This window comes from Silvimonas sp. JCM 19000, from assembly GCF_054652575.1.
Window position 1 is genome coordinate 1 of the sequence record NZ_BAAIHC010000008.1, and the last position, 26321, is coordinate 26321.

Consider the following 26321-nt stretch of genomic DNA (forward strand, 5'->3'; position numbering starts at 1 on the left):
CCTGGTCTCCTTCCCCTCCCTCGACAGGTAATGGCTGCTGTTGGCCGGGCTTGCTGCCTCGTTGCTGCGCAACATCGGGTGGGCGTGGATGCGACGGGTGACGGTGAACGTCCGCACCGCCTGCTTAACGCATTAATTTCGCATGGCCACTGCCGTCCCAATTTTCAATTGCACTCGCTACTTCCCATAGGGTGGGTCAAGACCCACCATTCAAAGCCATCGGGCAGAACTTCTGCCATTTGCGGGTTTGCGGGTTTGCGGCATGGCATTTTCTTCGAGCCTTCCGCCCTCCCAAGCCCCGCCGCCCTGCTCTGCCTACCGGTTTTCGGCGCATCGATCACGGCGCACATATATAACCGGATCGAATGCCCCATGCCGTGGCGACTGGCGTAACACCCCCCAAAACGACAACAGCCCCGAAACCGCAGCATTTATTGCCGCAATTCCGGGGCTGTTTGTTTTTAGCCAGTGCAGCCGTCAAACAACGGCCATCACGACTTAGAACGCGGGTACAACCGCGCCCTGGTATTTCTGTTCAATAAACTTCTTCACTTCCGGGGTGGTCAGTGCGGCGGCCAGTTTTTTGATGGCGTCGCTGTCTTTGTTATCCGGGCGTGCCACCAGGTAGTTCACGTACGGCGATTGCGCGCCTTCGATCACCAGCGCGTCTTTGGTCGGGTTCAGTTTGGCGGCCAGCGCGTAGTTGGTGTTGATCAGGGCCAGATCCACTTCGTTCAGCACGCGCGGCAGCGTGGCGGCTTCCAGCGGTTTGAACTGCAGGTGTTTCGGGTTGCCTTCCACGTCTTTCGGCGTAGCCAGGATGTTGTTGGCGTCTTTCAGCTTGATGATGCCGGCCTTGTCCAGCAGCAGCAGCGCGCGGCCGCCGTTGGTGGCGTCGTTGGGGATGGCGACGGTGGCGCCGTCTTTCAGATCAGCCAGCTTTTTGACTTTGGTGGAGTACGCGCCAAACGGCTCAACGTGCACGCCGACCACGGGAACCAGATTGGTGCCCTTGCCTTTGTTGAACTCAGCCAGGTAAGGCTTGTGCTGGAAGAAGTTGGCGTCGATGCGCTTTTCCGCCACCTGGATATTCGGCTGCACGTAGTCGCTGAACACTTTTACTTCGAGGTCCACGCCTTGCTTGGCCAGGGCTGGCTTCACAAATTCGAGGATTTCGGCGTGCGGCACGGCGGTGGCGGCAACGGTCAGTTTTTCGGCAGCGTGGGCGTTGAGCGCCAGCGCAGCGACCAGCAGGGTCAGCACTTTTTTCATGATTTACGGTTTCCTTTTTCAGGGTTGGAGCGCACCACTCGGCGACATTGCCGGCGGTGCAGTTTTAAACAGGGTCGAGGGCGTCATGCCCGGTTCAACAGTTGAACCAGAGTCGACGGATGCAGGCGCGTGGGCTCATGGTGATCCCGTCTCAGCGCCGCGAAAAATGGCGGACCAGCTTGTCGCCGATCATCTGCAGCAACTGCACCAGCACAATCAACACCAGCACCGTCACCACCATCACATCGGTCTGAAAGCGTTGATAGCCATAGCGGATGGCCAGATCGCCCAAGCCGCCGCCGCCAATCAAGCCCGACATCGCGGTATAGGAAACCAGCGTGATGGCGGTGATGGTGGCGCCGGCCAGAATGCCGGGGCGCGCTTCGGGCAACAGGGCGCCAAATACAATCTGGCGCGTGCTGGCGCCCATGGCCTGGGTGGCTTCGATAATGCCGCGGTCCACTTCGCGCAAGGCGGTTTCCACCAGCCGGGCAAAGAACGGCGCAGCGCCAATCACCAACGGCGGAATCGCGCCCAGCACGCCCAGCGACGTGCCCACCAGCCAGGTGGTAAACGGGATCAGCACGATCAGCAAAATCACAAACGGAATCGAGCGCAGCACATTGACGATAAACGCGATGACGCGATATGCCGCCGGTTGGTCCAGCAATTGGCGCGGGCCGGTTAAAAACAGCAGCACGCCCAGCGGCAGGCCCAGGATGAGCGTAAACAGCAGCGAGCCGCCCAACATCAGCAAGGTATCTTGCGTGGCTTGCCAGATGTCGCTCCAGTCGACGTTAACAAACAGTTCGTTCATGCGCGCAATACCTCAACGGTCAGGCCCGCGGCGGCAAAGCGTTGCAATGCGGCGTCGGGCTGGCCGTCAGTCAGCGACAGGGTCAGCTGGCCGTACGGCGTGTCTTTGATGCGGTCGATGCGACCGGACAGAATGGAAAAATCAACGCCGGTTTCACGCGCCACCTGGCCCAGCACCGGTTGATAGGTGCTCTCGCCGCGGAAAGTCAGGCGGATGATGCGGCCGGGCACATGTTCAAACGCGGCGTGTTCTTCTTGCTCGTCCACGTTCTCGGCTTCGCGCACAAAGCGTTGCGTGGTCTGGTGCTGGGGGTGCAGGAATACATCTGCCACCGCGCCGGTTTCCACCACGCGGCCCGCATCCAGCACCGCCACGCGGTCGCCGATGCGGCGGATCACGTCCATCTCGTGCGTGATGACCACAATGGTCAGATTGAATTCGCGATTAATCTCGGCCAGCAGTTGCAAAACCGATTGCGTGGTTTGCGGGTCGAGCGCGCTGGTGGCCTCGTCGCACAACAAGATGCGCGGGCCGGTGGCCAGGGCGCGGGCAATGCCCACACGCTGTTTTTGCCCGCCCGACAATTGCGCCGGATATTTGCGCGCGTGTTCTTCCAGCCCGACGCGGGCAATCAGTTCGTTTACGCGCTGATGGATTTTTGCGGTGGGCGTGCCGGCCAGGCGCAGCGGAAACGCGATGTTCTCAGCCACGGTCTTGCTCGACAGCAAATTGAAATGCTGAAAAATCATGCCGATGCCGCGGCGCATTTCGCGCAAACCCGCAGCATCGCGCGCGGTAATGTCTTCGCCGCCAATCAGGATGCGGCCACGCGTGGGCTTTTCCAGCAGGTTGATATGGCGCACCAGCGTCGATTTGCCCGCGCCGGAGTGGCCGATAATGCCAAAGATCTGGCCCGCCTCGATCTTGAGGTCGATGCCGTTAAGGGCGGGAATATCGCGCCCGTCCACCTTGAACGACTTGTGGACATCAATAAATTCAATCACTCGGTAACCTTGTGGGTCTGCTACAGGGGGCCGTCGCGCACAGGCGACGGGCCTCGTCACTTTAGTGCAAAAGGCCGCCGGGCGCGGTTGGGGGTATCCATAAGGGGCGGCGCTTGCGCTGCCGCGCCGGAGACCGCCTGGCCGTCCGGTCAGCAAACCCGGCATTGTCCCCGAGCGGGCTTAGACCCGGCAAATCTTTCTTTTCATAAAATTATGAAAAATGGTTATGAAGCGCGCGCCGCAAGGCTTGCCGCCGCGCCGCCGGGCCTGGCCACGCCATGCCACAGCACAGCGACGCCCGGATCAGCCCATGGCAAAACGACGGCAATGCTCCAGATAACCTTGCTCGTGGCTACCCACCAGTTGCACCACGCTGGTCCACAGCCACGACGGCGCATCAAAGCTGCGGCTGCGATCGCGTTGCAGTTCGGCGCGCCAGCGTTTGCGGGTGTCAGCGTCCATCTGCCGCGCATGCGCCTGGCCCACCACCTGCGCCAGATAACCCGCGGCGCGAATGGCTTCGCCTTCGTTGAGCTGATCAAGTTCCAGCTTCAGATCTTGCGGCAGCAGTTCGCGCACAAACACGCCGGTCTCCAGAAACCGCGTAGCAAACATGCGATTGCCCAGTGCGGGCGACAGGTTGCGCGCGCCTTCGACCACCCGGCGCGCGTTATCACGCGGCATGTGAACGCGCGCGGCGCGTGGGGCCGCGGCGGCGACAGCCTGTTTGATATCGATCAGGCAAAAATCCTTGTCGCGATCGCCCCCGACCGCCAGCAACACGGCATAGCGCAACAAGCCGAGCGAGCTACAGCCCTTGACCCAATACGCCGCGTCGAGCACTTCGACCGTCGCCTGGTTGGGTCGCGATTTAAGCGCAGTAACCAGCTCATGCAAGGCGGGCGTTTCGCACAGGTGTTTGATTGCGGTTTTTTCTTCGCGCGCCAGCGGCCAGAAATGCCGTCCCAGCGGGATGGTCGGTTTGGCGTCTTCGATGCGTTCTTGCGCCAGATTTTTCCAGGTGCGCTGCACCGCATCGCGCAGACCGGCTTTCACCTGGCGCGGCCGTTCCGGCGTGTCTTCGGCTTCGTCGCTAAAGGCAAATTCATAGCCGCGCATCATTTCTTCCAGCATGCGCGCGGTGGTCACTCCCGGCAGATCAGAACTGCGCGCAGCCATGGCCAGTGACAGCGCCAGCCGGACCAGGTCGTGCACCGGATTGCCGATGACGGTCTGATCCAGATCGCGAATATGCATGGCGATGCGGCCATGCTTGTCGCCGGTTGGGCCCAGATTGCCGATATGGCAATCGCCGCATATCCACACCGACGGGCCCTTGGGTAAGCGGCGGCCGCGCTGGCTGTGCAGCCATTCGTAAAACTGGACGGTGTTGCCGCGTACATAAGCATGCGCAGAACGCGCCATCTTTTCATTACGGCGCTGGATCAGCAGCGCGCGGCGCTCAGCGGGCTTGGGCAGTTTCATGACGGCTTTGTGACATCCTTGATAGAGATGCCGCGAGCTTACTGCCCCACCCGCTTTCTCACCGCCCGCGCCCGCGCGCGAACTGGCGTAGGCGCTTGATTACGTGCGCAATCGTCAGGCGAAGGGGTTAGGCCCGGTTTCGATATCGGCCTGTGCCACTTGCTGCGGCAACTCCGTTTCGGCCTGCAGGGCCCGGACCACATCATTGAGCAGCGCCTGCAAGCGCAAGGCATGCTGCAAGCCGGTCTGATCCCGGGTCAGATCAAGCGATCCAAACAGGGACACCCGATCCAGCCGGTTTTCGATATTGAATTCCGCCAGTTGCAGCGCATCGGCCTCATTGGCATAGGGGATAAACGCCATGGTTCTGCTCCGGTTGCACTTGTCGGGGTTTACAGCGCGTTATTGAGTTTTTTGACCATATGCATCAGCTCGTACTGAAACCAGTCGCTCAGACTTTGATCGGTAGATTGATCCGCAGACTGCTCCGCCTTGGACTTATCGTTTTTGGCGGCCGACACGCTGACATGATGCGATTCGGTCGGTGCCGGCAAGGCCCAAGGTTTGGCCTTGATCGCCGCGCTCAGGCCAGGAAACGGGTCGATATGCGCGCGTTGCGACAATTGGGCTATGGTCACCACCTTGTAATCCGAGCCCGGCGCATTCGGCACGATCCACGCGCCGGCCAGTTGCCGCTGCGGCGAATAGATTGCCTTGAACAAGAAGGTCGGCACCAACACGTGGCCTTTCAGCTTTTGCAGCGTGCTGCCTTCAAAGATCGGACCGGTAATCACATAGGCCTCGCCGTCCTTGCTGGCAATATCGCGCGCGGCGGCTTCGATGCCGGCCCAGACGCCACGATTATTCGGCGGCGATTGCGCCACCATATTCGCCAGCGAAAAACTCTGGAACTGCGCCGTGGTATCCGGCATATCGCCGTTCGGGCTCATATGGCCACGATCGAAACCGCTACGACTGAAGTCCGCCAGCGTCGCGTGCGGCATGTCTTTTAACAGCGGCTCTTCATGAAAATGGTCGACCCGCGTCAATGCGTGCGCCTTGGCCAGATTGGCTCGGGTCAGGTGCTCAGCGCTCCATAAGGGCGCCAGCGCGATGCCGGAATACAGCACCGAATAAGTCTCGAAACACAGCGCGCGGGTCTTCTGCGCAATATTGGTTTGCAGCAGATCGGGTGCGTTGCCTTGCACAAACAAGGCGGGGCATTGCGTGCTGGCCGCCAGGCTGAACGGCGCGGCCAGGCACAACGTGGCCAGCAGTTGCAGGGCGATGCAGGAAAAGCGTGTCTTCATGGTTCCGGATTTCTTGGAGATGAGTATGGGGGCGCGGATAAATCGCGCGTTGCAAGGTTACAAAGCGGCATGGCCGCTGTCTATGAAGTCGCGGTGGATCGCAGCCCGGTGCGGCCTGGTTTTAATGCCATGGGCGTGCCGCATTAATGGGCGCGCTGCAATTTCTGCACGCATTTATTGTAAAAAACGGCGGCGATTTATTCATATGGCATATACCCGATGCAATCCGCATTTATTGTCAGTATTTGCACCGCGTTTTAAACGGCTTATTCCCACGAACGTGTAGGGACTTTCTTGCGCAGGACTCCGATACGCACCGGTAGGCTGTTATACATTTTGAAATCAATATGGCCACCACTAGCGCAACCGCGCTTTCAGATAAAAACCTTGCGTGACGGAGAACTGACATGGCAAACACATCAAATCAAAACATTTTTGCGGCCGGTCGCCGCTGGATCAAACCGCTGGTACTGGCTGCCACGCTGGGTTCTGCGCTGGCGCTAAGCGCTTGCGGCGGCGATGACGGGGTCGATGACAGGCTGGGATTGAGTAAGCCGTCTTTGCGCGTGGTGAATGCATTTCCTAATAGCGCAAAAATTGACACATTTAAAAACGGCGCCAGCTTTGCCACCAATATGGATTATCTCTACGCCGGTGCGTATATCGATATTGACGACGCCGCAACGACGGTCACTGCAGCACTGAGCGGCACCACCACGCCAATTGCCAGCAGCAGCACCTTTACTGCCGCCACCGGCCACAAATATACCTGGGCTTATATCGCTGGCACGGGCGCCACTAATGACGGCGTATTGATTGATGATCCGTACGAAAAAGGTCTGCTCTCGGATAAAGCGCGCGTGCGTTCGCTCAATGCCGCCTTCAATGCACCCAATGTCGACGTCTATGTGTTGCAGGCTGGCCAGCAACTGAGCGCGTCCACCCCCACCTTTAGCGCAGTGCAGTTCAAGGCGGCGGTGCCGGCCTCGGGCCAGGACTCGATTGATATCGATGGCGGCCAGGTCACCGTGGTGGTGACCGATGCCGGTTCCAAGACGCCGCTGTTCACCTCCACCCAGACCAGCCTCGGTCACAATGCTGACTGGCTGATTACGGTACTGCCGCAACAAGGCATTGCCGCTGTGGTGCCGGATCAGGTCAAGGTACTGGTAGTGCAGGCGGGCAACGCCAATAACGCAGGCGTTGAGCTCACTGCGGCTACATCGGCGCAGTAAACTTACCCACACGGTGTTATCCAGACCGCGCTCCGGCGCGGTTTTTATTTCCGGCGACCGAATCGAGGCGCGGCTTACAGGGGTATCAGACGGCGCCGACAGCCGGTTTGCGGCAATCGCGGCAAAGTAGAGCCCTGAATGATTCCAGATTTACATAAAGCAACGCCGGGATCGCGCCGCAATGCCAGGACTGCCGTCAGGCCCAGACATTGTGTTCGCCCGGCGTTGTTTTGTGAGTCGCTCACCGGCGTGCAGGGGCGCTGCCATCATGATCAGTACACAAGCTTTACAAACCCGGAGCGATTACCGCGCGCAAACGCAGGTCGATTTTGCTCCGCCATCCGTGTCGGTGGCCCAACCAGTCTCTATTCTGTTGGTCGAAGATTCACCGGCGTTACAACAGTCCGTGCAGGAAAGCTGCGAAGAACTGGGCGATCGCGTGCTGGTCGCCGTGGTGGCCTCGGCCGCCGAAGCCATCAATGCGCTGGAGGGCGTGCATTTCGACCTCGCCATCATTGATATCGAATTACGCGAAGGCACCGGCTTTGATGTCCTCGACTATCTGCGCACGCGCAACTCGTCGTTGGCGCCGCCGGTGCGTATCATGCTCACCAACCATGGCGAAGCCGCTTATCGCAAGAAAGCAGCGCGTCTGGGGGCCGACTATTATTTTGACAAGTCGCTGCAATTTGAACCGGCGATAGACACCATCACCGAACAGATCCGTCGCCACGCCAACCCTGCCTGACCCCGGAGTTTCTGCTTTATGCGCTCATTGATCGCCGCCCTGCTCGCCGCCATGGTGATGCCCGTCTTTGCCCAGGATGTGCACAGCGTGCCGCAAGTCGACATCAAACGGTATCTGGGGCGCTGGTACGAAATCGCGCATTACCCGATGTACTGGCAGCGCAAATGCGTGGCCGACACCACGGCCACTTATGGCCTGGGCGATGATGGCAAAGTGACGGTAGAAAACCGCTGTCGTAAAGAAGACGGCAATTTTGATGAGTCCAAAGGCACCGCCGTTACCGTTGCCAACAGTGGCAATGCGCAGCTCAAAGTGACCTTCTTCTGGCCGTTTTCCGGGGATTACTGGGTGATCGGGCTGGAGCCGGAGTATCGCTGGGCCGTGGTGGGCACACCCAGCCACGAATATCTGTGGATCTTGTCGCGCACGCCCAAGCTGAGCGCAGAAGATCTCAAGGCCGCCCAGGATGCGGCCGTGGCGCAAGGTTTTGCGCTGGATAAACTGGTCTATACCCCGCAAAACCCCACGCCTTGAGGTTGCCGCCGTCGTCCTGACTCAGGCCGCAGCCAATTCGCCGAAGGCATAAATGTCCATACCCAGACAGCCTTCGGTGATGGCGCTATACACCCGCTGCGCCGGGTCGCCTTCGCCCGCCCCCATCGCCACATACAAAGGCAGCAAATGATCTTCTGACGGATGCGCGCGCGCCGCGCCTGGTGCTTGCGCCCGATAGTCGATCAGCGCGGGCACATCGTTGGCAGCCACATGCTGATGCATCCATTCCATAAACGCGGGCACATAAGCCGGAATTTGCGGGCCGCTGCTCACGCCCGGCACGATGTCGCGCAGATTATGCGTAATGCTGCCGGAGCCGATGATCAGCACACCGGCATCGCGCAATTGCGCCAGGGCCGCGCCCAGCTGCAAGTGCCATTCGGTGCTGCGGCGCAAATCCAGCGCCATCTGGATCACCGGAATATCGCCAGCGGGATACATCGATTTAAGCGGCACCCACGCGCCATGATCAGCACCGCGCCGCGGGTCTAGCGTCACGGGCAAACCGGCGCCAGCAAAACCATCCGCAATAGCACGCGCCAACTGCGGTGCGCCCGCCACCGGATATTTGACGTCGTATAGCGGTTGCGGAAAGCCATAGAAATCGTGGATGGTTTCCAGCGCCGCTGCGCCGGTCACGCCGCTATCGGCTTCGTGCCAATGCGCCGACACCATGACAATGGCCGTCGGCCGCGGAATGCGCGCCGCCAGTTGCTGCCAGGCTGCGCCGGTGGCACCGGCATCCAGCGCCAGCATGGGCGATCCGTGCGAAACAAAAACTGTGGGCATACGAGCCATGATGAAACTCCGCGTTGGCAGCAAGATGGCGCAGTGTGCACCACTCAAGCAGCGCAATAAACGCGTGTTATGCATATGGTTTGTTGCTGATTGCGCAACAATGCCGCACCGCCCGCTCCGAGGTGGCTACAACTGAAATCCACGCGCGACAGGCAGCGTCTCTATAATCGCAAAATCTGCAAGATGCCTTACGAGCCGCCCTCATGTCTGAACCCGATGCCAATTACGATAGTTATCTGCAAGGCTCCTACCTTGATGCGGCCTGGTCGAACAAACGCAACGAAGCCCGCTATCTGGTCAACTGGCGCGTCGCCATCGTGTATCAAGACAAAGACAGCCACCTTTCTTTCCGCGGCCGCGCGTTTGATATCGGTATGGGTGGCTTCAGCCTGCATTCTGATTACAGCCTGCCGGTGTCGGATCGCGTCACCGTCTTGATCAGCGTGCCCGCTGCCGCAGCGGGCATGCGCGCGCGCATCGTCGAAGTCAAAAGCCGGGTGGTTTATACCGTGCTGTCGAGCGAATTTGATGGCTTCAGAACCGGCGTGTATTTCACCGAATTCAAAGGCGACGGCGAGGCCCTGCTCAAACACACGCTGGCGGGCCGAGTTGCCGCCCCCATCGCCAGTCGCCCGGATTAAATCCGCTAGCGCCCAAGCCGGGCGCGACGCTTTCGGCCCATCCGTCGCCGTGCGACAATCGCGGGCAAATTTTCTGGATATCAAAGATGCAGGTAGCTCAGCGCGCTCGCGGCCGCTTTATGACCGTAGAAGGCGTCGACGGCGCAGGTAAAAGCACGCAATTGCAGTGGATTGCCGGTTGGCTGCGCCAACAAGGCATCGATTTTGTGCAAACGCGCGAACCGGGTGGCACGCCGCTGGGAGAACAACTGCGCGCGCTGGTGCTGAGCCAGCCCATGGATATCGAGACCGAAGCGCTGCTGATGTTTGCCGGCCGACGCGAGCATATCGTGCAAGTGATCGAGCCGGCGTTGGCGCGCGGGCAGTGGGTGTTGTGCGATCGCTTTACCGATGCCAGCTATGCCTATCAAGGCGGCGGCCGTGGCTTGTCGGCGGCGCGCCTGGCCACGCTGGAACATTGGGTGCAGGGCCTGCCTGGCCAGATGCTGCAGCCCGATCTGACCTTGTTGTTTGATGTGCCGCTGGGCGTCAGCCAGGCGCGCATGGCCGCCAGCCGCGAACAACTGGATCGCTTTGAGCGCGAAGCCGAAGCGTTCCACGCCCGTGTACGCGATGCTTATCTGGCGCGCGCCGCCGCCGATCCGCAGCGTATCCAGATTATCGATGCCGCGCGCGATATCGCCGCGGTGCAGGCCGAGCTGGGCACGCGCCTGGGCGCCTGGCTGAGCGCTATCCAGCAAGGCCAGGCCTGATGCTCGATTACCAACTCTATCCGTGGCAGCACAAGGACTGGGCGCAGCTGATGCGTGACCCGGCGCGGCTGCCGCATGCCTTGTTACTGACCGGCGAGCCCGGCATCGGCAAACGTCGCTTTGCCGAGCGGCTGGCCGCCTGGTATCTGTGCGAAGACCCGGCCAAAACCGATGCGCCGTGCGGCGTGTGCGAAGGCTGTCGCTGGCTGGCGCAAGGCAACCACCCCGATTTCCGCGTGCTGGCCCCCGGCGACGAAGCGGAAGAAGACGCCGAAGACGCCAAGGCCAAAAAGAAATCGGCGATTATCGGCGTGGATGATGTGCGTGATCTGGCCGACTTCGTCAATTTATCGGCCCACCGCCAAGGCGCGCGCGTAACGCTGGTGTATCCGGCGGAAGCGATGAATGTCGCCTCGGCCAATGCGTTTTTGAAAACGCTGGAAGAACCGCCCGCCGGGGCACAATTCATTCTGGTGGCGCATGCTGCGCGCCGTTTATTGCCCACCATCCGCAGCCGCTGTCGCGTGCTGCCGCTGTCAACGCCGGATCTGGCCAGCGCCAGCGCGTGGCTGGCCCAGCACGGCGTGGTGCAGCCGGAGTTGCATCTGGCCCACACCGGCGGCGCACCGCTGGCGGCGCTGGATGACGCCAGCGCAGAATGGCTGCCGTTGCGTAATAGCGTGCTGGAACAAATCAGCATGCCCGGCTCGCTCAACCCGTTGGCGTTGGCCGCTGAGATTGAAAAAAGCAAGGTCGAGCCCGCCCGCGTGATCGACTGGCTGCAAAAATGGACCCATGATCTGGTGGCGCTCGGATTGACCGGGCGCGTCAGGTATTATCCTGACCGCAAAGAAATGCTGGCCAAACTGGCAAATCGCGCGCCGCGTATGCTCAAATACGTCGAGCGTCTGCAACAGGCGCAGCGTCTGGCCCAGCATCCGCTGAATGTGCGGTTGGTTTTTGAAGCATTGCTGTTTGACTACCTTGCCGCCCTGCGTGGCAAGTTGACAGGATAAATCGCGCTCATGGCAGAACAACCCGCCCGTACCGGCACCACGCGCCCCGGCGTGCTGTCGCTCAATATCAAAGAGAAAGCGGCGCTGTATGCGTCGTATATGCCCTTTGTAAAAGGCGGCGGGATCTTTATCCCCACCAACAAGCCGTACCGGCTGGGCGATGAAGTGTTCATGCTGCTATCGCTGCTGGATGATCCGGCCAAGATTGCCGTGTCGGGCCATGTGATCTGGCTGACCCCGCAAGGCGCGCACAACAATCACCAGCAAGGCATAGGCGTGCAGTTTTCCAGCAACGAAGCCGGCAGCCAGGCGCGCAGCAAGATCGAAGCGCTGTTGGGCGGCTATCTGCAATCGGCACGCACCACGCACACCATGTAAGACGGCGCAGGCGCATTGCCTGCATCGAACCGCCATCTGTTTGAATTACAATGACAAGGCCGCTGCATGCGGCCTTTGTCTTTTTACTGACCGGACCCGCCTGCCGCCATGTTTGTAGATTCCCACTGCCATCTCAATTTTCCGGAGCTGGTCGAAAACCTGCCGCAACATCTGGCCGCCATGGCCGACAACAAGGTCAGCCATGCGCTGTGTGTGGCGGTTAACCTGCCCGAGCTGCCCAGCGTGCTGGCCCTGGCGCAAAGCCAGCCGCATCTGTTTGCCTCGGTGGGCGTGCATCCGGATTACGAAGACACCGAAGAACCGACGGTGGAACAGCTGGTGCAACTGGCGGCGCAACCCAAAGTGGTGGCGATAGGCGAAACCGGCCTTGACTATTACCGCCTGACCGGCGACCTGGAATGGCAACGCCAGCGCTTTCGCAACCACATCCGCGCCGCGCGCCAGACCGGACTGCCGTTGATTGTGCATACGCGCTCAGCCGCCGAAGACACCATCCGCATCATGAAAGAAGAAGGCGCCGATGAATTTGGCGGCGTGCTGCATTGCTTTACCGAAAGCTGGGACGTTGCGCAGGCGGCGATGGAGCTCAATTTTTATATCTCATTCAGCGGCATCGTCACTTTCAAAAAAGCGGTGGAGCTGAAAGACGTGGCGCAACGCGTGCCGCTGGAGCGCATGCTGATCGAAACCGATTCGCCGTATCTGGCGCCGATGCCGTATCGCGGCAAAATGAACCAGCCCGCCTGGGTGCGCCACGTGGCCGAACATATCGCCGATTTGCGCAATGAGCCGGTGGAAAAAATCGCGGCCGCCACCACCGCCAATTTCTTCAAACTGTTTAACAAAGCCGGAGCCATGCAGTGAGTGCGGGCACCTCCATCACGCTATTGGGCGTGGGCAGCAGCGGCGGCTCGCCCGCGCTGGGTTGCCAGTGCCCGACTTGCACCTCGGACGATCCGCGCAATCGCCGCACCCGCGCCAGCGCCGTCATCAAGGTCAATGGCCTGACGCTGCTGATCGACACCGGCCCCGATCTGCGCCAGCAAGTGTTGCGTGAGCAATTGCTGCATATCGACGCCGTGCTGTACACGCATCCGCATGCCGACCACCTGCATGGCATCGACGATCTGCGCGCCTTTTGCTGGCTGAACAAACAAGCCATTCCGGTCTATGGCAATACGCTGATGGCCGAACATATCAAAAGCCGCTTTAGCTATACCTTGTTGCCACCGGGCCAGTACTGGGACAAACCGGTGCTGACGCTGCATGAGATCGATGACCAGCCGTTTTGCATCGGCGACACCGAAATCGTTCCGCTGCCGGTCATGCACGGCAAATGGCCCATCCTGGGTTTTCGCATTGGCAATGTCGCCTATGTGACCGATGTATCGCATATTCCGGACGAGACTTACGCGCGGCTGCATGGGCTGGATGTGTTGTTTCTGGACTGCTTGCGCCCGGTGCCACACCCCACCCATTTTGGCGTCGACCAGGCGCTGGACGCCGCAGCGCGCATCGGTGCGCGCCGTACCATCCTTATCCACATGACCCACGAGCTGGAATACCACGCCATGTCGTCCCGCATGCCCGCAGGCATCGAGGTTGGCTATGACGGGATGCAGATCGTGGCGGAGCGTTGACCATGCCACACCCCACCGATCTTAACGTGTTGGGCCAGCCGCTGATTGCCTGCAGCATGGCCCCCCTTACCGGCTTTATGCGCGACGGCTGCTGCAGCCAGCATGCCGAAGACCAGGGCCAGCACACCGTCTGCGCGGAGATGACCGCCGACTTTCTCAAGTTTTCCAGGCAACGCGGCAACGATTTGTCCACGCCACGACCGGAATGGGGCTTTGCCGGGCTGAAGCCGGGCGACCGTTGGTGTTTGTGCGCGCCGCGCTGGGTAGAAGCACTGGTGGCGGGCGCCGCACCCGGCATCGTGCTGGCGTCGACCAATGAGTCGATTCTGGAAGATGTGTCTCTGGAAACACTGGTCGCCTACGCCGTGGACCGGCCTGCTCTGCGCTAAATCAGCCCAGGCTGCATCGGTCGGCGCACCGCGGCATCGTGTTAGCATAACCGTCCGCCAACACTGTCAGACCGACCCCCATCATGAGCAAATTCTGGAGCCCCATCGTTAGTCAGCTCACTCCGTACGTGCCGGGTGAGCAACCCAGGATCACCAATCTGATCAAGCTCAACACCAACGAAAATCCGTTCGGCCCCTCGCCGAAAGCGTTGGCCGCCATGCAGGCGGAGATTAACGACAATCTGCGCTTGTACCCGGACCCGTCCGGCGACAAGCTCAAGCAGGCTGTAGCCACCCGCTATGGTCTGAGCCCGGCACAAGTGTTTGTTGGCAATGGTTCAGACGAAGTGTTGGCGCACGCGTTTCATGCCTTGCTCAAGCATGAGCTGCCGCTGCTGGTGGCTGATATTACCTACAGCTTCTATCCCACCTATTGCAGCCTGTACCAGGTGCCCAGAACGCTGATTCCGCTGGACGCCAATATGGCGGTCAATATCGACGATTACGACCAGCCCGGTGGCGCCATCATCATTGCCAACCCGAACGCGCCCACCGGCACGCCGCTGCCCTTGAGCCAGATCGAGACGTTGCTGCAACGCCATCCTGACCAGGTGGTGCTGGTGGATGAGGCTTATATCGACTTTGGTGGCGAATCGGCGGTGACGCTGATCGATCGCTATCCCAATTTGCTGGTGGTGCACACGCTGTCCAAGTCGCGCTCGCTGGCCGGTTTGCGCATCGGTTACGCCATGGGCCATGTCGATCTGATCGAGGGCCTGGAACGGGTCAAGAACAGTTTCAATTCTTATCCGCTAGACCGCATTGCCCTGGCGGGCGCAGTGGCCGCAATCGAAGACGAAGACTGGTTTCAGTACACCTGCCAGCAGGTCATCGCCAATCGCACCGCGCTGGTCACCGCCATGACGGGGCTGGGTTTTGAAGTGCTGCCGTCGGCGGCTAACTTCATCTTTGCGCGCCACCCGGCACACGACGCGGCCCAACTGGCGCAGGCCTTGCGCGAACGCGCCATACTGGTCCGGCATTTCAAACAGGCCCGTATTGATCAGTTTTTGCGCATCAGCATCGGCACCGCCGACGAATGCGCCGCATTGGTGGCAGCGCTGCAAGCGCTGGTGCCACAGCCTGCCTGATTGCTGCACATTTGCCCCGCCCCCCAGCAACGCCCCGCGGTCAGACCGAGCGGGGCGTTGTCCATTCTTGCCACACTTTTTGCTGCTTTCTTGCAGTGCGCCGCACACGGGGCTAATGTCTGCCTCCGGAATTGTCCTAAGGGAAATCATTTATGCCATTAATCATTTTCCTGGCGCTGATCGCGCTGGCCGTGATCTGGTTTGTGATGATGTACAACGGCCTGGTGACGCTAAAACATAATGTGGCGCGCGCGTGGTCCAACATCGACATTCTGCTGAAACAACGTCACGACGAATTGCCTAAGCTGGTCGAGACCTGCAAACAACATATGCAGTTCGAGAGCGATACGCTGGAGCGCGTGATGCTGGCCCGGAGCGGGGTGGCGCAAGCGCGAGAAGCGCGCAATCTGCCGGCATTGGGGCGGGCCGAACAAGAACTGCGCAAACAGATGACGCAGTTGGTGGCTACGGTCGAAGCCTATCCGGAGCTGCGTTCGAGCATGCAGTTTCAGCATCTGCTGGGCCGCATTACGCAACTGGAAAACGACATCTCGGATCGGCGCGAGTATTACAACGATTCGGTCAATCTGAACAATGTGCGGGTGGAGCAATTCCCCACCGTAATCCTGGCCAATATGTTTCATTTCGGGCAGGCGCCTTTGCTGGAATTTGATGCGCAGCAGAAGCAGGACATCAGCATTGCCGGCCTGTTTGCCCACTGACCCCACGTATTCATAACTACAACACGCATCCATGAACTGGCTTGAAGAACTGCAATCGCTCGATCTGTCCACGCCGGACCAGTGGCGCAAGTTATTTGAAGGCCTGCATCTGCTGGTGCTGCAACTGGGCTTGCTGCTGTTTGCGGCGGCCGGGCACGATCTGAAGCGCTGGCAAGGCGTGCTGAGCGTGATGGCGGCGCTGGCCGTCGTGGCGTGGATCAGCAACCGGCGGCGCTATCAGGCCATGGGCACCACGCCAGTCGGCCGTATCAGTTCGGCGGCACAAGGCCAGATGGCCTTGACCGGCACCGCCCGCGCCGTCGAAAACGGCACCTTGATCTGCCCCGGCCTGGAGGCACGCTGCCTGTGGTACCGAGTGGTGGTGGAAGAACGCAATCGCAACCCCGGCGAGCCGCAATACAACCAGACCACGGTGCTGCAAAGCGACGGCGGCTTTCTGCTCGACGATGGCAGCGGCGAGTGTTTTATCGACCCCGACCACGCTGATATCCACGTCGGAGACAAAGAAGTGGCGGAAGACCACTACCGCCGCTACAGCGCCTGGCTGATATACGAAGGCGATCCACTGTATGTGGTGGGCGAATTTGTCTCGGTGCGTGACGCGCCTATCGATTACAAAGCTGCGCTTTCGCAAAAGCTCAACGAGATGAAGCGCGATCAGCGCACCTTGTTGCAGCGCTTTGATCGCAACCACGATGGCCAGATCGACGCCGCCGAATGGGAACTGGCCCGCGCCAGCGCCGAAAAAGAACTGCAGGCCGAACTGAGCCAGCCAACCGATAGCGTGCCCGCACACGTGATGCGCAAACCGCGCGATGGCCGGCCGTTCATGATCGCCATCGGTGCGCCGGAAGAAAACACGCAACGCTATCGCTGGCAGGCGTGGCTGCATCTGGCCGTGGCGGCGTTGTGCCTGCATGGTCTGCTCTGGATTACCGCTCATCCCGAACGCCTGCATTTGCGCCCCGCTCAACCGGCGCAATACGGCCAGAACAACGCCAGCGCCACTTCAACGCAAAGCAGCTAAACCTGGCGCCGCACGCGTACAATGTCGGCCTCTGTTCAGCCACATTGCCGGTGAATCTTATGCGCATTGCCCTTGCTCAATTACAACCCGTGGTGGGTGATGTCAGCGGCAATCTGCAGCAGATTCTGGACGCCGCCGCCCAAGCGCGCCAGGCCGGTGCCGACGTGCTGCTGACGCCGGAACTGGCGCTCAGCGGTCAGGCGCAAGATTTGCTGCTGCGACCCGACTTTCTTGCCGCGTGTGGCAAAGCCATCGGCCGTCTGATCGATGAGGTGGACGACATCACGCTGGTGGTGGGCCATCCGCGCAAGGTGGGCGATGAAGTCTTCAATTGCGCCAGCGTCATCCGCAACGGTAACGTGCTGGGCCGTTATGAAAAGCTGGTGTTGGCCAGTGCCGGCCCGGTGGATGAATTGCGTTACTTCAGCCCCGGCATGCAGCCGCTGGTGTTTGCGCAGAATGGGGTAAAGCTGGGCCTGGCCATCAGCCATGATCTGGACGAAGTCGACCCCGTCGCCGCCGCCTGTGATGAAGGCGCCGAGCTGCTGCTGGTGCTCAGCGCCACGCCTTTCCATCGTGGCGCGCTGGCGCAACGGCAACAGCGACTACACCAGCGTCTGCAAGAAAACGCCCTTTCTGCGGTCTACGTCAACGCCGTCGGCTGCGCCGATGCCCTGCTGTTTGAAGGCCAATCCGGCGCACTGAGCCAACACGGCGAAACCCTGCTGCAACTACCGGCGTTCAAACCGGCACTGGCGTATATCGATTGGCAAGACGGCCATCTGCAACCCGTACATAGCGCACCCCCGCTGGAAACCGCCGCCCTGCTGTGGCAAGCCCTGATGCTGGCCCTGCGCGAAGCCGCCGGGCCGCGCGGCGTGGTGGTGCCATCGTGCAACGGGCTGAATGATGTGCTGCTATTGGCGCTGGGCGCCGATGCCCTGGGTGAGCACCGCGTCTATGTGGCCGACAGCGTGGCGGCGCAGGATCAGTTGTGGCTGTGCGATCTGGATAAAAGCGCACTGGCGCGCCCGCTCTCGCCTGATCGGCGCGGTGGCGACTTTGCCCCGTGGCGCGATGTCAGCGCCAGCCATTTGCAGCAACTGGCGCAATGGCGCGCCATGCAAGGTGGAGACCTGGGCGCGATGCTGGTCGATGTGCTTGCCACCACGCCCGTCAATGCCGAAGAAGACCAGATTCTGGAGCACTTTTTGCGCGACCGCCGCAGTCATGCCGAATTGCTGGCGGCGGGCCACGCGGCCAGTGATATCGATCGGGTGCTGGGCAACTATCAGCGCAGTGCGCGCCAGCGCCGCGTGAGCGCGCCCGGCCCGCGCCTGACCGATAGCGCCGAAGGCATAGACGTGCGCTGGCCCTTGTCGCAACGCTTTATCGCCTGAGCCGCCAACCCGCTCAACGCAACCGCCGCTGCAACGCCACCACCACCGCGCTACACAAAGCCAGCACGGTCAGCGTGCGATACAAGTCATCGCAGGCCACCAGCAACACTTGCCGATCCAGCATGCCTGCCACTTGCGCCAGCGCGGCATGGCTGGCCGCATCGGCGGCCATTCCGCCCTGCTGCAGCGCGCCTTGCAAGGCGTGCACCGTGGCGTTAAAGCGCTCATTAAACGGATTGAGCTGGCCGACGTAACTGTCGTACACGCTGGCCTGGCGGTTCTGCATCATGATGGCCGCTACCGCCTGCGCCAGCGACCCGGCCCACTGCCGCAGCAGATTCTTGTTGCGATAGCCGTGCGCAAAGTGCTCCGCTTTTAATTCGCGGAAGGTCAGCCCCGCCACCGGAATCACCAACAACACCCCAAACACGCCCTTGGCCACCAGCGGCAATATATAAGCCGGCAAAGGGATATCGGCGGGCATCAGCGAGAACGCCGTACAACTGATCGCCAAAGCCAGCACGCCCAGCAACATAAACCATTTTTTCTGCGTGACGTACTTGCCCCAGGCCAGATAGGCACCGATCACCGCCAGGCTGATCAGCGCAGCAAACGAACTGAGCATGCCCGTGGTCGCCAGCGGCACGCCGTGCGCGCGCTCGGCATAAATCGGGAACAGGTAGTTGCTGAAGTTGGAAAGAAAGTAATGCAGAAAATAAAGGCATAGCCCGGTCAGGTAGACCGGATTAGCCAGGCCGCGCAGCACCAGGACCGGCGAAGGATGGCGATATTGATGCCAGACAAAATACGCCAGCAAACCCACGCCCACGGCCAGCCACGTCACGATATGGGCACGATAGGCAAAGAAATCGAAGCGTGCTTCGGACAAGGCCAGTTGCAGGCAAATCACCCCGATGCCAAACAGCACCAGCGGAATGGGCGTAAGCGCGCCCCCATGTTGTTGGCGCTGCACCACCGCTGGCAACCACAACCAGCAACCCAGCGCGGCCAGCGCAGCTGGCGGCACCACGCACCAGAACACCCATTCCCAGCCCAGGCTTTCGATCATATGGCCAGCCAGCGCTGGCGCGATGGCGGAGGCGCCAAAAATCCCGACCATAAAATAACGGATGGCCTGAGCCCGATCTTTAACCCCGAACAGCAGATTGATCAGAATGCGGCTGCTGGTAAACAAAGCGCCGCCGCCCAGGCCCTGGATAGCGCGGCACACTATCAATTGCTGCGGGGTTTCGCAAAAGCCGCAGGCCAGCGCGCCGACGGCAAACAGGGCCAGCGCCAGCCCCAGAAAATTACGATAGCCCAGTCGGTGCGCCAGCCATGCCTGTTTCATGATGACCAGCATGCTGGCGCACGCATAGGCGGCCACGGCCAGCACAAATTCTTGCGGGCCTGCGTCCACGCCGCCCTGGATGTGGCTGCTGCTGAACACAAACATGCTGTTTTCAAAGAATTCGACTGCGGTGGTCAGCGCCAGCAGAGCCATCAGCCAGCGCCGATCCTTGACAGCGTAATGCGGAGCAAGCCGTTTCACTCAGCGCGAACCCCGATGCCAATTGCTTTACCGGGTTGCAGCCCTTCATAAAATTGCCCCAGATGGCTGGCGATCTGATGCTGATCATCGCCTTCAAACGGACGCCACGCCTGGCGATACATCTCGTGCACCAGCGGCGCCGCGCGTCTGATTTGTGCGCGGCCCGACTCGGTCAGCGTGAGCATCATCCGGCGACGATCGTCGTGATCCATCTCTCGCGTAATCCACCCCTGTTGTTCCAGCCCGTCCATCAGCCGGGTGACCTGGGTGCGGGTCATGTCGAGCAACAAACTCACTTCAGAGGGATTGCTGGGGGCGCCATCGTCAACCAGCAACATGGTCATGGCCAGGTATTGCGCCAGATTCATGTCGCAGGGGGCGAGGGCCTCATTAATACGTTGTTGCAATAAAGATGCAGCGCGAAACAGCGTGCGTGAAAGCAGGATTTCTGTCTGCGGTGCATGGGGATTGAGCGCGCAGAAGCGCTTTATGCGTTCCTGGTAATCGATAACCATGAAATGAGCTCCAGTAATTACAGTGGCAACTGTTACGAATGTAATCTGATTCGCCGATCGATGTAAACGCCGGTCTGTTTGATTCAAAGTGTATTGCCTTACAGCGACGTGAGCGCCCAGCCTGCCGTCCCGCAAAATGGGCCACGTTGTCTTACACCCCATTGCCGCGCTATGCGAGTTGCCGTTGGGAGGCGGCGTATTTGTGAGATTTCTGCGCACTATGCTGCCTTTGTTGGCGCAACCGGATACAACCATTGCAGTTCCAAGCTATCGCGGGAACAACAATTCGGGGCAAATTGTTTGATACGCGGCTGATACGCGGCAGTTTTTTTGCGGGAAGACTGCTGAATTGTGGTGACTTTTGCATCCGAAAGCGCTTTGCAATCGTTTGCACCGGACTATTCGGGCGCCCGATTTGCCCACACTTTTCCTACAAATCTTTACATACAAGTAAGCATAGTTTTTATGGTTTACCGCTCAGGGCTATTTTCTCAACGCTAGTCTGCGCGCGGCTTTACCGCCTGTCCGCCGCCCCAGGAGTGCTCCTGGTTGAACTGACCAAACAGCCAGACAGTGTTGGAAAAATGTCAAAACACTGACCAATCATTACACAACCTACATACGCGCTTGCCAGGCAAAAGTAAGATCAGCGCCATGTGGTCACGGTCATGCGGACGATTCCGTCGCAACCTGCTCGACCTGGAGTGTTTTCGAAATGAATACCCTGATGCGTACTTTCGCCCTCGGCGCGGCCCTGATGTGTGCCAGCGCGTTCAGCCAAGCCAATCTGGTCTACAACGGCAACTTTGACCATTACATCCCCGAGAGCAATAGCTGGGGCGAAGGTTGGGATTTGATCCCGAGCCACGATGGTTCGGTATTCAGCTTCGAGCGTCTGCACGCCACTTTCGGCGCGCTGCATAACGTTGATGACACCATCCAGCAATGGATCAGCACGACGCCGGGCTCGTTCTATTCGATCAGCTTTGGCCTGGAAACCACCAATGGCTTTGGCTCGGGCACGCAGAACCACTTTATTGCGCTGTTCGGCGACGCGCCCTTGTACGCCGAAACCAATGTCGTGCACGGCCTGACCATGCTCAACTTTATCGCCCAGGCCACCAGCGACCGCACGTTGCTCACTTTTTCGGGCGGCAACGCACCCGGCTATGACCAACTGTCGCAAGTCGAAGTCAACCCGGTGCCGGAACCGGAAACCTGGGCGCTGCTGGGCATGGGCGTGATCGGGCTGATCGCGCGCGGCAGACACAAAAACAGACAGCCGCGGCTGTCTGTTTGAGGGGAGCGTGCTCAGTGACTATGCCGAGGGCGGGATCTTGTTCAGGTCCCAGCCCAGGCCCAGTTGCTGGTTGGCGTGTTCCAGCAAGGGATAGAGGCTGGACATCAGCGCGGGCAAATGCGGGCGCAAATCGTCGAGCATGCCCCGATGCAGCATCACCAGCGCCTCGGCCACCAACGGGGTGGGCACGCGGGTAACACTGGCTTCCGGCACCAGCAAACGATTTTCGCCAGGTTCGGCGTACAAGCGCCGGGTCGCCACGCCAAACAGGGCGTCGGCATCTGCGGCTTCATCGTGCCAGGAATTAGCCACCGCAATGCTGGCGGTAACGGCAATCTGTTCACCACGGAAATTAACGCGCGCATTGGCGATGGCCTGGCGCAGGCGTTCACCCAGGATGCGGGCTTCGGTCAGCGACGTTGCGGCGGACACCACGGCAAACTGTGGGCCGGTCACATGGGCCAGCGTGTCTTCGCGCCGCAACTTGGCCGACAACTGTTTGCCGAGCAACTGCAGCATCTGCTCGGCCAGGCGCGGGCCGAGTTTGTCTTGCAGATTCTGGAAATGATCGATTTCCAGCAACAGCAAAGTCACTTCGCTGCGATGCCGTTGCGCAAAGGCCAGTGATTGTTCGGCTTGCAGCTTGAGCAGATGCGAGGTGCCCACGCCTTCGGTGACATGGGTGGCGGTGCGCGCCTGCTCTTGCCGCGCGCTGGCCAGCTCTTGCTGCGTGCGGCCCAACTCGATATTGGCAGCAACCCGTGCCAGCATTTCGGCGCGATCGGTCGATTTGGTCACAAAGTCGGTGGCGCCGCTTTCGACACAACGCTGGCGGGTGGCTTCGTCTTCTTCGCCCGAGATAATAATGACCGGAATATGCCGCACATGCGCGTCATCGGCACTGCGCACCCGTTTGAGCAAACCCATGCCATCCAGCTCAGGCATGGTCAGATCGGAGATCAGCAGATCGATGTCAGCATCGGCAATCAAACGCCGCCAACCGGCCTCACCATCGGCTTCTTCGATGACGTCGTACTCGCCGGACAAATGCTTCTTGACGGTGGCGCGCACTATGCGCGAGTCATCGACGACCAGAACACGGGGTAACGGAGAAAGTTCGTTCGCTTGCATATCCAGACAGTCTGCGGGTTTTAGCGTGGAGCTAATCTAGCACAATTGGTCAGCCTTGCCTGCGCCAGCCCGCGCTAGCGCGCAATCGGCGCGCCCCGCGTGGGGCTTGGGCCGACAAGCGCGTGACGACGGCCCGAAAGTGTTTGGTGTAGGCTAGCCAGCATGACGCCGATCCAACTCCATATCAGCCTGGCCCCCGTGGCCGAAACCGAACTGGTGCGCTGCCAGCACGCGGTACTGGCCACCGCGCGCCTGGTGCAGGTGGAACGCCGCGCGCTGGCGGCGGGCGGATTGTATTTGCTGGCGCTGGATCTGGAAGTGGACAGCGAAGGCGCGCAGGCGCAATGGCATATCGAGCGTCTGGCCGCGGATCTATGGCGCGCGCTGGGGCGATACACGCGGTTGTCGGTGTTGGTGCTGGGAAATGTCGCAGAGGATGACGCGGCGGCCGACGGGCAGCCGGAGTGGTTGTTGCTGGATGAAGTGCGCTATCGCGAGGTGATGCAGGCGTTCCGGTTTGCGTGGCCGGCTTCGCCACGGGGGTGAGCGTTGCTTGAGCCTGCGGCGCGTTTTTGATGTTTGGCTGGTGCTGGCCTGACCCTTAACCGATTAGCCTGCGGCGCATGTTTGATGTTCGGCTTTGCCTTACCTGAAACCCTTAACCGCTTAGCCTGCGGCGCATTTTTGATACCCGGGGGTGCCGGAGCACGTCACTTTTCTTTGCTTCGCCAAAGAAGAAGTAACCAAAAGAAAGGCGACCCCACTCGCGAATCCTTCGCTCGCCAGGGGGCCCGCAGGTCAAAAACCGAAACGGACCGTCTGTTACTTCGATGGCTCAGCTGCCGCTCCGCGGAACTTCGGTCGGACGGAGCCCATAAAGCCGGTCTCCTTCCCCTCCCTCGACAGGTAATGTCTGCTGTTTGCCAGGCTTGCTGCCTCGTTGCTGCGCAACATCGGGTGGGCGTGGTGGCGACGGGTAACAATGAATATCTGTGCCGCCTGCTTAACGCTTCCATCCCGCACGGCCACCGCCGTCTGATTTGTCACCGTTCCCGCCACGAACCACCAACCTCTCATAGGGTGGGTCAAGACCCACCACCCAAAGCCACCAGCAAGAACGATCACTCCAATCAGTCGCCAATTCACTACCGCTCAAACCCGAAGGGGTCTTGTCCTCGCTGGCGCACATTTCCCGATTACGCCATGCCCGTCATCCTTGCCGCCTTCCGGATCGCACTTGATCACCTCGGTGGCATAACTAAAATGTGCGTTGTCCCCGCAAGCGAGGACAAGACCCTTCGGGTAACGCACCCTACGTGTACAGGCCGTGGTGGACGCGTTGCGTGTTTTGCTAGCGGCTTTGGGTGGTGGGTCTTGACCCACCCTATGAGAGGTTGGCGGTTCGTGAAGGCTACGGTGACAAATTAGACGGCGGTGGCCGTGCGGGATGGGAGCGAAGCAAGCGGTGCCGATGTTCACTGTCACCCGTCGCCCCCACGCCCACCCGATGTTGCGCAGCAACGAGGCAGCACGCCTAGCACACAGCAGCCATTACCTGTCGAGGGAGGGGAAGGAGACCGGCTTTATGGGCTCCGTCCGACCGAAGTTCCGCGGAGCGGCAGCTGAGAAATGGAAGTCCCAGACGGTCCGTTTCGGTTTTTGACTTAGGGGCCCCTGGCGAGTGGCGGAGCCGCGAGTGGGGTCGCCTTTCTTTTGGTTACTTCTTCTTTGGCGAAGCAAAGAAAAGTGACGTGCTCCCGGGCACCCCCGGGTATCTAAAATGCGCCGCAGGCTCAGCGGTTAAGGGTTTGTTCAGCGCAAGCTGAACATCAAAACACCCGCCGCTGGCCAAACACCTACCATCCAGCCCCAAAAAAAATCCCCCCCCTATAGCACCTCATACCCCGCCAACCGCTTCTCCACCGTCGAAAAATGCCACCGCGGATAATCCGGCAAACCATGTTCAAACGGCGGCGGCATTTCGCCCAGGATCAGCGGCGCAAAATAAGCGCGCCCCGTGGTCGATAGATGCATGCCGTCATCGCTCAAATACGTCGACGGCACCGCGCGTTCCTTGTTGGCCACGCGCTTGAGCGGTACCGCATCCACATGCCAGCGATAGGGCTGATCCGCCTCGCGCACAATCGCGGGCATCACGCTGCGTTGCCCGGCAATGGCAAAATCCACCGCTGCCTCCCCCACCGCAATCGCCTGCTCCAGATCGTTGCCTGACACCAGATGCCGGGCCGAGCGCTGCATATAGTCGGCCACCGCCCAATGACATTTATGCCCCAACTCGGATTTGACCAGGTTGGCCAGCAGCGGCGCCACGCCGCCCAGTTGCACATGTCCAAAAGGATCGGCGCCGCCGGTTTCGGCCAGCAAGACGCCCGAGGTATCGCGGATGCCCTCGGCCGCCACCACCACGCACGAGCCATATTGCGCAATCGATTCCCGCACCGCGCGCAAAAAACCGCCCGGTTCAAACGGGACTTCCGGCAACAGGATCACATGCGGCGCTTCGCCGGGCACACGTGCGGCCAGGCCAGTGGATGCGGCAAGCCAGCCGGTGTGGCGGCCCATTACTTCAAGCACAAATACCTTGGTGGAGGAGGATGACATCGAAGCCAGATCCAGCCCGCACTCGCGTACCGTGGTGGCCAGATATTTGGCGGCCGAGCCAAAACCGGGGGCGCAGTCGGTCTGCGGCAGGTCGTTGTCTATGGTTTTGGGGATGTGTACTGCGGCCAGGTCGATGCCGGTGTATTGCGCATATTCGGCCACCTTCAGACAGGTATCCGCCGAGTCACCGCCGCCGTTATAAAAAAAGTAGCCGATGTCCCATGCCGCAAACAACTCGAACAAGCGCTTGAGTTCGCTGCCGTGCTTGAGCTTGTGGCGACAAGAACCAAAGGCGCCACCGGGGGTATGCCGCAGCGCCACCAACTGGCTGTCGGGCACGCTGGCCAGGTCAATCAGTTCTTCCCGCAAGGCCCCCAGAATGCCGTCCTTGGCCACGTATAACTTGCCGATCTGTTGCGGGTGACGTCGGGCGGCCGAGATCAGCCCCCATGCGGAAGCGTTGATCACCGGCGTTACCCCACCGGATTGGGCATACAACGCGTTTCTGGGCACGATCGGACTCCTGCGGCACTGACTGGACGATCAGCCATTCTTGCGCGCCGCAGCATGCGGCTGCATCGGGAGTTTCCGCACGGCGGATGTCCCTGATGGCAGCGTTTGCGCCTTGTGCCCTGGCGCGCGCCAATACGGCGCGGACGCACCATGGCGTCATCCAGTGTGGTGCACATCCAGCCCGGCGGCCGTGCCGTAAAGCCGCTATAACTCAAGCGTTCGCACTTGCCGCAGGCTGGCATGAGGATTGCAGGACCATCCGGGTCACTCAAGCGGCCGCAGTCAGGGCCCATGATCAATCGCTGC

Annotated in this window: 27 protein-coding genes; 16 read left to right on the forward strand and 11 right to left on the reverse strand. The window is 60.5% G+C overall.

Annotated elements, in window-relative coordinates:
• Positions 1–498: 498 nt before the first annotated feature.
• From ACYQ1A_RS09170 to ACYQ1A_RS09195, 6 genes are all read right to left on the reverse strand, one after another.
• Positions 499–1272 (reverse strand): MetQ/NlpA family ABC transporter substrate-binding protein, encoded by a 774-nt coding sequence (locus ACYQ1A_RS09170; protein WP_053939827.1) that lies wholly within the window; start codon positions 1270–1272, stop codon positions 499–501.
• A gap of 151 nt (positions 1273–1423) precedes the next feature.
• Positions 1424–2089: a methionine ABC transporter permease gene (locus ACYQ1A_RS09175; RefSeq protein ID WP_499361784.1), complete on the reverse strand. Its 666-nt coding sequence runs from the start codon at positions 2087–2089 to the stop codon at positions 1424–1426.
• Positions 2086–3093: a methionine ABC transporter ATP-binding protein gene (locus ACYQ1A_RS09180; protein ID WP_499361785.1), complete on the reverse strand. Its 1008-nt coding sequence runs from the start codon at positions 3091–3093 to the stop codon at positions 2086–2088. The genes ACYQ1A_RS09175 and ACYQ1A_RS09180 overlap by 4 nt, the downstream gene beginning before the upstream one ends.
• Before the next feature lie 303 nt (positions 3094–3396).
• Positions 3397–4578: a DUF2252 family protein gene (locus ACYQ1A_RS09185; RefSeq protein WP_499361786.1), complete on the reverse strand. Its 1182-nt coding sequence runs from the start codon at positions 4576–4578 to the stop codon at positions 3397–3399.
• 114 nt (positions 4579–4692) lie between these two features.
• Positions 4693–4941, reverse strand: coding sequence for a hypothetical protein (locus tag ACYQ1A_RS09190; protein ID WP_062222358.1), 249 nt, complete (start codon positions 4939–4941; stop codon positions 4693–4695).
• 29 nt (positions 4942–4970) lie between these two features.
• On the reverse strand, positions 4971–5888 hold the full coding sequence (locus tag ACYQ1A_RS09195; protein WP_499361787.1) for a DNA/RNA non-specific endonuclease: 918 nt from the start codon (positions 5886–5888) through the stop codon (positions 4971–4973).
• A 407-nt stretch (positions 5889–6295) separates the two neighbouring features.
• On the opposite strand from ACYQ1A_RS09195, the gene ACYQ1A_RS09200 reads away from it, so the two are divergent.
• The 3 genes from ACYQ1A_RS09200 (at position 6296) to ACYQ1A_RS09210 (ending at position 8405) form a co-directional block, all read left to right on the forward strand.
• Positions 6296–7123 (forward strand): DUF4397 domain-containing protein, encoded by an 828-nt coding sequence (locus tag ACYQ1A_RS09200; RefSeq protein WP_499361788.1) that lies wholly within the window; start codon positions 6296–6298, stop codon positions 7121–7123.
• Between the two features lie 268 nt (positions 7124–7391).
• Positions 7392–7871: a response regulator gene (locus ACYQ1A_RS09205; RefSeq protein WP_062222350.1), complete on the forward strand. Its 480-nt coding sequence runs from the start codon at positions 7392–7394 to the stop codon at positions 7869–7871.
• A gap of 18 nt (positions 7872–7889) precedes the next feature.
• Positions 7890–8405 (forward strand): lipocalin family protein, encoded by a 516-nt coding sequence (locus ACYQ1A_RS09210; protein ID WP_062222348.1) that lies wholly within the window; start codon positions 7890–7892, stop codon positions 8403–8405.
• Positions 8406–8426: 21 nt separating this feature from the next.
• On the opposite strand, the gene ACYQ1A_RS09215 is transcribed toward ACYQ1A_RS09210, so the two are convergent.
• On the reverse strand, positions 8427–9224 hold the full coding sequence (locus ACYQ1A_RS09215; protein WP_499361789.1) for a DODA-type extradiol aromatic ring-opening family dioxygenase: 798 nt from the start codon (positions 9222–9224) through the stop codon (positions 8427–8429).
• A gap of 203 nt (positions 9225–9427) precedes the next feature.
• Here ACYQ1A_RS09215 and ACYQ1A_RS09220 point away from each other — a divergent pair, with 203 nt between their 5' ends.
• From ACYQ1A_RS09220 to ACYQ1A_RS09270, 11 genes are all read left to right on the forward strand, one after another.
• On the forward strand, positions 9428–9865 hold the full coding sequence (locus tag ACYQ1A_RS09220) for a PilZ domain-containing protein (RefSeq protein WP_499361790.1): 438 nt from the start codon (positions 9428–9430) through the stop codon (positions 9863–9865).
• Between the two features lie 86 nt (positions 9866–9951).
• Positions 9952–10617: a dTMP kinase gene (tmk, locus tag ACYQ1A_RS09225; protein ID WP_499361791.1), complete on the forward strand. Its 666-nt coding sequence runs from the start codon at positions 9952–9954 to the stop codon at positions 10615–10617.
• Entirely contained in the window at positions 10617–11633 is a 1017-nt protein-coding gene (gene holB, locus ACYQ1A_RS09230; RefSeq protein WP_499361792.1) for a DNA polymerase III subunit delta', read from the forward strand. Before tmk ends, holB begins: the two co-directional genes overlap by 1 nt.
• A gap of 9 nt (positions 11634–11642) precedes the next feature.
• Positions 11643–12011 (forward strand): PilZ domain-containing protein, encoded by a 369-nt coding sequence (locus ACYQ1A_RS09235; RefSeq protein ID WP_053939841.1) that lies wholly within the window; start codon positions 11643–11645, stop codon positions 12009–12011.
• Positions 12012–12119: 108 nt separating this feature from the next.
• Positions 12120–12896, forward strand: coding sequence for a TatD family hydrolase (locus tag ACYQ1A_RS09240; RefSeq protein WP_499361793.1), 777 nt, complete (start codon positions 12120–12122; stop codon positions 12894–12896).
• Entirely contained in the window at positions 12893–13672 is a 780-nt protein-coding gene (locus ACYQ1A_RS09245) for an MBL fold metallo-hydrolase (protein ID WP_499361794.1), read from the forward strand. Before ACYQ1A_RS09240 ends, ACYQ1A_RS09245 begins: the two co-directional genes overlap by 4 nt.
• A 2-nt stretch (positions 13673–13674) precedes the next feature.
• Positions 13675–14061: a DUF2237 family protein gene (locus ACYQ1A_RS09250; RefSeq protein WP_499361795.1), complete on the forward strand. Its 387-nt coding sequence runs from the start codon at positions 13675–13677 to the stop codon at positions 14059–14061.
• Positions 14062–14144: 83 nt separating this feature from the next.
• Positions 14145–15212 (forward strand): histidinol-phosphate transaminase, encoded by a 1068-nt coding sequence (gene hisC, locus ACYQ1A_RS09255; RefSeq protein ID WP_062222342.1) that lies wholly within the window; start codon positions 14145–14147, stop codon positions 15210–15212.
• 152 nt (positions 15213–15364) lie between these two features.
• A complete protein-coding gene (locus ACYQ1A_RS09260) occupies positions 15365–15934 on the forward strand; it encodes a LemA family protein (protein WP_062222340.1) in 570 nt (189 codons plus the stop codon).
• 31 nt (positions 15935–15965) lie between these two features.
• A complete protein-coding gene (locus tag ACYQ1A_RS09265) occupies positions 15966–16982 on the forward strand; it encodes a hypothetical protein (protein WP_499361796.1) in 1017 nt (338 codons plus the stop codon).
• 59 nt (positions 16983–17041) lie between these two features.
• Positions 17042–18382 (forward strand): nitrilase-related carbon-nitrogen hydrolase, encoded by a 1341-nt coding sequence (locus ACYQ1A_RS09270; protein WP_499361797.1) that lies wholly within the window; start codon positions 17042–17044, stop codon positions 18380–18382.
• Positions 18383–18395: 13 nt separating this feature from the next.
• Here ACYQ1A_RS09270 and ACYQ1A_RS09275 read toward each other — a convergent pair whose 3' ends face one another.
• The gene (locus ACYQ1A_RS09275; RefSeq protein ID WP_499361798.1) at positions 18396–19886 is read right to left on the reverse strand and encodes an MFS transporter; all 1491 of its coding nucleotides are present in this window, start codon (positions 19884–19886) and stop codon (positions 18396–18398) included.
• A 44-nt stretch (positions 19887–19930) separates the two neighbouring features.
• The gene (locus tag ACYQ1A_RS09280) at positions 19931–20536 is read right to left on the reverse strand and encodes a MarR family winged helix-turn-helix transcriptional regulator (RefSeq protein ID WP_499361799.1); all 606 of its coding nucleotides are present in this window, start codon (positions 20534–20536) and stop codon (positions 19931–19933) included.
• A 628-nt stretch (positions 20537–21164) separates the two neighbouring features.
• Between ACYQ1A_RS09280 and ACYQ1A_RS09285 the strand changes: the two genes are divergently transcribed.
• On the forward strand, positions 21165–21749 hold the full coding sequence (locus ACYQ1A_RS09285; RefSeq protein WP_499361800.1) for a PEP-CTERM sorting domain-containing protein: 585 nt from the start codon (positions 21165–21167) through the stop codon (positions 21747–21749).
• Between the two features lie 18 nt (positions 21750–21767).
• Here the strand turns inward: ACYQ1A_RS09285 and ACYQ1A_RS09290 are convergent, their stop codons facing one another.
• On the reverse strand, positions 21768–22880 hold the full coding sequence (locus tag ACYQ1A_RS09290) for a GGDEF domain-containing response regulator (protein ID WP_499361801.1): 1113 nt from the start codon (positions 22878–22880) through the stop codon (positions 21768–21770).
• A 162-nt stretch (positions 22881–23042) separates the two neighbouring features.
• Between ACYQ1A_RS09290 and ACYQ1A_RS09295 the strand changes: the two genes are divergently transcribed.
• Complete coding sequence (locus tag ACYQ1A_RS09295) at positions 23043–23426, forward strand: hypothetical protein (RefSeq protein ID WP_499361802.1); 384 nt, start codon at positions 23043–23045, stop codon at positions 23424–23426.
• 1341 nt (positions 23427–24767) lie between these two features.
• On the opposite strand, the gene ACYQ1A_RS09300 is transcribed toward ACYQ1A_RS09295, so the two are convergent.
• Positions 24768–26015, reverse strand: coding sequence for a 6-phosphofructokinase (locus ACYQ1A_RS09300; RefSeq protein WP_499361803.1), 1248 nt, complete (start codon positions 26013–26015; stop codon positions 24768–24770).
• Positions 26016–26321 lie beyond the last annotated feature (306 nt).

What these genes read in the sequence shown, in the direction of transcription:
- ACYQ1A_RS09170 (WP_053939827.1), bottom strand. Translation starts at nt 1,272, where the DNA reads ATGAAAAAAGTGCTGACCCTGCTGGTCGCTGCGCTGGCGCTCAACGCC.
- ACYQ1A_RS09175 (WP_499361784.1), bottom strand. Translation starts at nt 2,089, where the DNA reads ATGAACGAACTGTTTGTTAACGTCGACTGGAGCGACATCTGGCAAGCC.
- ACYQ1A_RS09185 (WP_499361786.1), bottom strand. Translation starts at nt 4,578, where the DNA reads ATGAAACTGCCCAAGCCCGCTGAGCGCCGCGCGCTGCTGATCCAGCGC.
- ACYQ1A_RS09190 (WP_062222358.1), bottom strand. Translation starts at nt 4,941, where the DNA reads ATGGCGTTTATCCCCTATGCCAATGAGGCCGATGCGCTGCAACTGGCG.
- ACYQ1A_RS09195 (WP_499361787.1), bottom strand. Translation starts at nt 5,888, where the DNA reads ATGAAGACACGCTTTTCCTGCATCGCCCTGCAACTGCTGGCCACGTTG.
- ACYQ1A_RS09200 (WP_499361788.1), top strand. Translation starts at nt 6,296, where the DNA reads ATGGCAAACACATCAAATCAAAACATTTTTGCGGCCGGTCGCCGCTGG.
- ACYQ1A_RS09205 (WP_062222350.1), top strand. Translation starts at nt 7,392, where the DNA reads ATGATCAGTACACAAGCTTTACAAACCCGGAGCGATTACCGCGCGCAA.
- ACYQ1A_RS09210 (WP_062222348.1), top strand. Translation starts at nt 7,890, where the DNA reads ATGCGCTCATTGATCGCCGCCCTGCTCGCCGCCATGGTGATGCCCGTC.
- ACYQ1A_RS09215 (WP_499361789.1), bottom strand. Translation starts at nt 9,224, where the DNA reads ATGGCTCGTATGCCCACAGTTTTTGTTTCGCACGGATCGCCCATGCTG.
- ACYQ1A_RS09220 (WP_499361790.1), top strand. Translation starts at nt 9,428, where the DNA reads ATGTCTGAACCCGATGCCAATTACGATAGTTATCTGCAAGGCTCCTAC.
- tmk (WP_499361791.1), top strand. Translation starts at nt 9,952, where the DNA reads ATGCAGGTAGCTCAGCGCGCTCGCGGCCGCTTTATGACCGTAGAAGGC.
- holB (WP_499361792.1), top strand. Translation starts at nt 10,617, where the DNA reads ATGCTCGATTACCAACTCTATCCGTGGCAGCACAAGGACTGGGCGCAG.
- ACYQ1A_RS09235 (WP_053939841.1), top strand. Translation starts at nt 11,643, where the DNA reads ATGGCAGAACAACCCGCCCGTACCGGCACCACGCGCCCCGGCGTGCTG.
- ACYQ1A_RS09240 (WP_499361793.1), top strand. Translation starts at nt 12,120, where the DNA reads ATGTTTGTAGATTCCCACTGCCATCTCAATTTTCCGGAGCTGGTCGAA.
- ACYQ1A_RS09250 (WP_499361795.1), top strand. Translation starts at nt 13,675, where the DNA reads ATGCCACACCCCACCGATCTTAACGTGTTGGGCCAGCCGCTGATTGCC.
- hisC (WP_062222342.1), top strand. Translation starts at nt 14,145, where the DNA reads ATGAGCAAATTCTGGAGCCCCATCGTTAGTCAGCTCACTCCGTACGTG.
- ACYQ1A_RS09260 (WP_062222340.1), top strand. Translation starts at nt 15,365, where the DNA reads ATGCCATTAATCATTTTCCTGGCGCTGATCGCGCTGGCCGTGATCTGG.
- ACYQ1A_RS09265 (WP_499361796.1), top strand. Translation starts at nt 15,966, where the DNA reads ATGAACTGGCTTGAAGAACTGCAATCGCTCGATCTGTCCACGCCGGAC.
- ACYQ1A_RS09270 (WP_499361797.1), top strand. Translation starts at nt 17,042, where the DNA reads ATGCGCATTGCCCTTGCTCAATTACAACCCGTGGTGGGTGATGTCAGC.
- ACYQ1A_RS09275 (WP_499361798.1), bottom strand. Translation starts at nt 19,886, where the DNA reads ATGGCTCTGCTGGCGCTGACCACCGCAGTCGAATTCTTTGAAAACAGC.
- ACYQ1A_RS09285 (WP_499361800.1), top strand. Translation starts at nt 21,165, where the DNA reads ATGAATACCCTGATGCGTACTTTCGCCCTCGGCGCGGCCCTGATGTGT.
- ACYQ1A_RS09290 (WP_499361801.1), bottom strand. Translation starts at nt 22,880, where the DNA reads ATGCAAGCGAACGAACTTTCTCCGTTACCCCGTGTTCTGGTCGTCGAT.
- ACYQ1A_RS09295 (WP_499361802.1), top strand. Translation starts at nt 23,043, where the DNA reads ATGACGCCGATCCAACTCCATATCAGCCTGGCCCCCGTGGCCGAAACC.